4 protein-coding genes are annotated in these 4,978 nt (G+C 44.3%); all 4 read right to left on the bottom strand.

Annotated features, from left to right (window positions below; genetic code table 11):
• Positions 1 to 387 precede the first annotated feature (387 nt).
• A complete protein-coding gene (locus IM477_RS12210) occupies positions 388 to 1,386 on the bottom strand; it encodes a sulfurtransferase (protein WP_287731934.1) in 999 nt (332 codons plus the stop codon).
• Between the two features lie 361 nt (positions 1,387 to 1,747).
• Complete coding sequence (locus IM477_RS12215) at positions 1,748 to 2,416, bottom strand: phosphatase PAP2 family protein (RefSeq protein ID WP_287731936.1); 669 nt, start codon at positions 2,414 to 2,416, stop codon at positions 1,748 to 1,750.
• Positions 2,413 to 2,793 carry a DUF7980 family protein gene (locus IM477_RS12220; RefSeq protein WP_002795947.1) on the bottom strand — a complete coding sequence of 127 codons (381 nt, stop codon included), beginning with the start codon at positions 2,791 to 2,793 and terminating at the stop codon, positions 2,413 to 2,415. The genes IM477_RS12215 and IM477_RS12220 overlap by 4 nt, the downstream gene beginning before the upstream one ends.
• Positions 2,794 to 3,106: 313 nt before the next feature.
• The gene (locus IM477_RS12225; protein ID WP_287731937.1) at positions 3,107 to 4,189 is read right to left on the bottom strand and encodes a sulfate ABC transporter substrate-binding protein; all 1,083 of its coding nucleotides are present in this window, start codon (positions 4,187 to 4,189) and stop codon (positions 3,107 to 3,109) included.
• Positions 4,190 to 4,978: the final 789 nt, after the last annotated feature.

A 4,978-nucleotide genomic window follows, 5' to 3' on the forward strand; every position in this document is an offset into this window, starting at 1 on the left:
CAACGAGTTTGACATCCTCACCGCCGTAAACGGACGGTGATTCCTCACCACGCCACCTTTTTAGGATGGTCGTTGAATGGGGTTGACGCGACCCGGGATGCTGCTACCTTAGCGGTAGTCTTACGCTTTCCTCCACGTCCGTTTTGAGTGTCCGAATGCCCTCCGGCCACTTTGAACAAGTCGAAAAAATCTAATGTTCAACCTTATTTCCTAGAAAGTTTTACTCGTTCAAGGCCGAATTTGAAGTCTTTTCTGAACAAAACCCCCTACTATCTGTTGTCAAGGTTCAGTTTTTAGCTTGGTTATCGCTTTTTCCATTGTAGCTTAAAGCCGTCCTAAAAGGACGGGGTTTTAACCCAAATTTTCGATAAACCGACAAACTTGACTTCAGACCGCTTTTTCTGGCCCAGTAGCGACGGGCAGATCCGTGGTACTGTACTCTGTCCAAGAACCTTCGTAAATTCGCACCTTGGGATAACCGAGCAGATGTTTGAGGACAACATACTGTAAAGTCGCTTCCCGTCCCGTACTGCAACTGACAATAATATTATCGGAGGGCTTGATGTTGCGTTGGGCAAGAATCTTCCTGATTTCGTCTAAAGATTTCAATTTATGGGGATTTTTCAGAGATTCATCGGGATTATTCGCTTCCGTAAAAGTCGGCCAGGGTATATTTTTCGCCCCCGGAATATGACCATTTCTCAGCCAGATATCCTGTTTCCCCTGAAAAAGTTCTTCGGGTCTAGGATCGATAAAAACCACATCGGGTTTGCCGATCAATTTCTCTACTTCTGCCAAAGTCACCCGAATCGAGGGATTATCACGGACAGTAAAGCTCCCTGGTTGATATTTAGGGAATTCTTTCGTTACCTTCTGTTCAGAACCCTTATAACCCTTAAAACCACCATCTAAGACGGCCACATCTCGGAAACCCGATCGCTCTAGTAAATAGGCGACCATGGTTGCCCCCAAGACATCGCGACCATCGGAATATACTACCACTCGATCGCCATTAGTGATTCCCGCGGCGGCAAAGAGACTGCCAATTTTATCCTCTTGCCAATATTGAACCGGTAAAAATCCGTTTGGACCACGAAAATTATTATCGGCTATATTCACCGCTTTCGGTAAATGACCGGTGATATATTCCAAAGGATTAATCCGCAGATCGAGAATTTTTAACTTCGGATCGTTGAGATTTTGTGCTACCCACGCCGGCGATACAAAGTCTATCTTAGTCTCAGATTTAGACGTGGCCATCAGGGGCGATGACGGCGCTAAGGTAAAGGTTAAAATGCACAGAAGAACTAAAGTGAGAAAAGCAAGGGGACGGCTTTGAAACCGTCCCAGGGAGAGACCCTTCCCTCGTGGCAGTTTTGATTTCATGATTCAGTGTCAGCGACGAATATCAAACGATAATTACTATAGGGCTTTGATTCGCTTTCTCCAAAAATTTAGGTATAACGTGATATTTTTCTTGGGCAGCAAGTCGGTCAACTAATTAGGGTTTGCTAAAAAAGTTTGTTGGTGGGGTTAGGAGTCAGGAGTCAGTAGTCAGGAGGGGAAGTCAGAATAACAGAATAACCTCGCACACTGAGAAGCGGAACCCTTTGCAATCGCCTCCGGAAAGTGCAAGGGTTTTGAGTCCCTCGGATCGATTTCTCAACGTTTGTCTCTGGCACTTTTCTTGAAAACAAAAGTCCCTAAACCGATTTCTAGCAAGGCTTTCACTGATATTCAGCCAACCCTAATTATTAATTTCCTCTTGGGTGTTGATCGCCTTAGGTGTCTTTAATAACTGTTGCCAGCAGAGATGAACTAGGAGGGACCAAGCGATCGCTAAAAGCCAAGAGGCAAGGATATCACCAGGAAAGTGAACTCCTAAATAAAGACGGGTCCAAGCAATAACCAAGACGAAGGGAATCCCCAGTAAAACTACCCCTAAAAACCAGCGCGTTCTCCAAGATAGGATCAGTAAAGAAACGACTAACAGGGAACTAAATAAAGCATGGCCGCTAGGGAAGGAAAAATCGTGGGGTAAGGGATAAAATAACTCCCAAAATTGCGGGCGATTCCGACGAAAAAGCATCTTGAGGTTATAACTAATAGCCCAACCTCCCGCCATGGTCACAAGGATATAAGCGAACCCATACCAGTATTTTTTTAGGGCAAAAATCAGCAGTAAAATCGTCAGTATCGGTGCCACTCCCCAATAAGTACCTAATCCCGTTAGTTTTATGGCCAAAAAATTTAGGTTTAAATTAGCGGTTTGATAAATAGATAGCATCAGGGATTTTTCCCACGCAAATCCTTGGGGCTGCTGGCGAATAGCGATCGCTAAATCCGTAAAAGTTAGCGATGTTAACAAGATAACCAAGAAAATTAAGCTATTGTTTAAGTAAGTTTTGGGAATCACGGGGAAAAAGTGGCGATCGAGGATAACAGGGGCATTTCTAATACCTGAAAATGAATTAGGCCCAGAATAACTAAAGTGTAAACTGTCGAGGAAAGTAATCCATTTCTTAATTCTTTTTGCCAATTGCGTTCTTCTTTCTCTCCACCGATTAATTCTTTCGTCCCGAATTGCATTAGCAGAATTCCCACAAGATTAGATAACCAATAACCAACCATGGCCGCTGGTAGAAAAAAATCGGCGTGTAAGCAAGCAATTAAACGACCAAAACCGTAGGCAATCGGCAGATTAAAAATTAGATCGTTCCACCAACACAGGGGCGATAATAAGTAACCGATCAATACCAAGGTTCCGTTTTTTATTTTGTCCAGTAGATACATCTTTTTTTTAGTTATTAACTATTAGTTTTGTTTTTTTGCCATCAGCTATCAACTATCTCTGCTATCTAGGGTTTGCGGCAAAAAGTACGGGCGAAGCATTCGGTTAGAAAATCTACGGTTTCACCGATAGGTTATTGCCCGAATGCTTCGCCCCTACAGGACGCGGGCCGATGAAGACGCAAGGTTTTGAACGACGATTCTCTCAAAATCTTGCATCTGTTTCGCAAGAAAAGCCACAAAACCCTTACCTTGCCCACATTTCACATTTATTCAGCAAGTGCTATCTAGCTGACGGCTGACGGCCTACTACTAATTAACGCTGAATTTGGTCAAAAATCGCCCCATCAGCGAAGAATTTTTTCTGTATCTCCTCCCAACTACCGATCGCCGTATAGGGGAACAGATTCGACACTTTTGGGTATTGTTTACTAAACTCTTTAGCCACAGTAGCATTAACCGGACGGAAACCCACCTTAGCGAATTCCCTCTGTGCTTCGGGAGTAAAGAGAAATTGGGCAAAAGCTGTCGCTACTTCCCGGGTTTTGCGTTTATCAACTATTTTATCCACTATAGCCACGGGCGGATCGATCGAAACATTGACCGAAGGAATAGTATAGGAAAACCCGGTTTCTCCTTTTTGACGGGCCAGAATCACTTCGTTTTCGTAGTTAAGCAGCACATCCCCCTGATCCTGTTTAAAGAAGACATCGCTGGCCTCCCGGGCATCTTTGGGTAGTACAGGAACATTTTTATAGACATTGCGGACGAAATTGGTCGCTTGTGCTTCATTGCCGCCGGTCCGAGTTACCGATCCCCACAGGGCCAGAAAATTCCAACGGGCCACCCCAGAGGTTTTCGGGTTGGCAGTGATTACTTTAATCCCCGATTTGGCTAGATCCGGCCAGTTGCGGATTCCTTTGGGATTGCCCTGACGAGTAACTAAAGCTACCACGGAACGAGTGGCGATGCCGTTATTGGGGAGTTCTTTCTGCCAACCGGGGTTAACTAAACCCGCTTTTTGCAAGCGTTCCACATCGGAACCGATAGCCAAATTTACCACATCTGCATCTAATCCGTCGATAATAGCGCGGGTTTGGGAACCAGAGCCGCCATAACTCTGTTTAATCACCACATCCTGTTTTTTCTCTCTTTTCCATTTGTTGACGAATAGAGGAATAATTTTTGAGTAGGCCGATTGAGTCACCGCGTAGGAAACTAGGGTGATTTCCACGGTTTGTTGTTTAGCTTGCTGTTTATGCGGAGCTGCCAGCAGATTACTCGATGCCGATAGGGGACTAAAAGTTAGTCCGATTCCCGTTGTGACGACGGCAGCCGTAGCTAGAGAAATAAAGGGTAAGAGGGTTTTCGGTTTTGAGGATCTAGGCTCATGGATCACGATGTCATCGGCTCCTTTGTTTATTTATGGGAGATTGCTAGGTATTTTCTCTGAGATTGTATTTTATATGAAACAAAAAACAATTTCAATACATTGAAGAAAAAATTATACTGTCTTAGTTCGGTTATATGCAAAGAAATCAAGCGATTAATGGCTTGATTAGCTGAAAAAACTGGAAATATTCGATTTATACGGCTTAAATGTGCCTTTAAATTCGCCTGAAGCCTCTTTATGCTTCCAGAATAGAGATTTTATCGTTTTTATGGAGAAGAAAGAATTTTTTAGCGCTCAAAAACCTCTCCCTAGGTGGCTTCACCGGTGAGGTTAGCGAACCTTAGCAACTATTACCCTAAAATTGAAGCGGTCTAACGACTTCCATCAATGTGCATGGTGCGTTCCCCAAAATCTATTGGTGGAATATTTGGACTTGCATTAGGGAACGCACCCTACAGCGATAGCGATCGCTTACCTTTGACTACGATCTAGGAGATTTCGGTAAGGAGGTCGATCTGGAACTCACCGCCGACGGTGGGGCAATTTCGGTTCCCGAATCCTCGACGATGAACCCGTTAAGTTTGTGGGTTTTAGGACTGATTTTCTTGGGAGGGAAACGATTCCGGAGAAGTTCTTCCAAGAAGTAGTAGTTTGTCATCAGTAATCAGTAAGGTGCGTTTCCCCTCGTCGATTAGTTGCGTAGTCGGAGTTGCAGTGGGGAACGCACCCTACGAAATCTTTGCTGTTAAATACGGGAGAAATGGTGAAAGCAATCATCGAGAATAGTTCGGCAGC

The sequence above is a fragment of the Microcystis sp. M090S1 genome, from assembly GCF_020246295.1.
GTDB classification, from domain to species: domain Bacteria; phylum Cyanobacteriota; class Cyanobacteriia; order Cyanobacteriales; family Microcystaceae; genus Microcystis; species Microcystis aeruginosa.